Consider the following 1,149-nt stretch of genomic DNA (forward strand, 5'->3'; position numbering starts at 1 on the left):
CTACTTGCTTTTCCACACTAAACGAAGGCGCCTTACAAGCGGTAGGCGGAGCAATAAGACGGATAGGCGCTCTTCCTATCTGGCTTATTGTGGGAGCCATTCGCCAGCGCCGCAGTGGGTTCAGTGACGAATCACTTCACTACATACAGAAGCGGATTGAAGTGTCTGGGACTTACTACTAGTTAGTATTGTGTCGTTGCTCGACTTTTTTATGTTACTGAAGTTAGTAAAGGTCGGCTTACTAACATCGCTTCGGCACGTGGGGGATTGCCTCCCGCCATGAGCCAACTAGCAAAGAACGCTAGCTGTCTCATGGCTCCGGCTGACCCCGCAGTTGTGCCTACGCTAATGAGTACAGTGTAGTTTTGGTAAGCTTTGGTACTTAGTAAAATTCACTTTTAGACTTCAACGTCCAATGCTACTTACTTTCCCTCACGAAACGAAGGCGCCTTACAAGCGGTAGGCGGAGCAATAAGACGGATAGGCGCTCTTCCTATCTGGCTTATTGCGGGAGCCATCCGCCAGCGCCGCAGTGGGTTCAGTGACGAATTACTTCTCTACATACAAAAACGGATCGATGTGGCTTGAACTTACTACTAGTTTGTAATGTGTCGTAGCGCGACTTTTTTACGGTACTAAAGTTAGTAAAGGTTGGTTTCCTATCATCGCTTCGGCACGTGGGGGATTGCCTCCCGCCATGAGCCAACTAGCAAAGAACGCTAGCTGTCTCATGGCTCCGGCTGACCCCGCAGTTGTGCCTTCGCTGGTGAGTACAGTGACGAATTACTTCACTACATACAAAAACGGATAGATGTGGCTTGAACTTACTACTAGTTTGTAATGTGTCGTAGCGCGACTTTTTTACGGTACTAAAGTTAGTAAAGGTTGGTTTCCTATCACCGCTTCGGCACGTGGGGGATTGCCTCCCGCCATGAGCCAACTAGCAAAGAACGCTAGCTGTCTCATGGCTCCGGCTGACCCCGCAGTTGTGCCTTCGCTGGTGAGTACAGTGTAGTTTTGGTAAGCTTTGGTACATAGTAAAATTCACTTTTAGACTTCAACGTACTATGCTACTTGCTTTTCCACACTAAACGAAGGCGCCTTACAAGCGGTAGGCGGAGCAATAAGACGGATAGGCGCTCTTCCTAT

At 48.7% G+C, this 1,149-nt stretch carries 1 protein-coding gene; it reads left to right on the plus strand.

Annotation, left to right across the window (positions count from 1 at the left end):
- Positions 1 to 182: hypothetical protein (locus ORD22_RS15120; protein WP_317646969.1), on the plus strand; the 182-nt coding region annotated here is incomplete at its 5' end.
- Between the last annotated feature and the right edge of the window lie 967 nt (positions 183 to 1,149).

Origin of the sequence: Sporosarcina sp. GW1-11 (assembly GCF_033088395.1) — a bacterium.
GTDB lineage: Bacteria > Bacillota > Bacilli > Bacillales_A > Planococcaceae > Sporosarcina.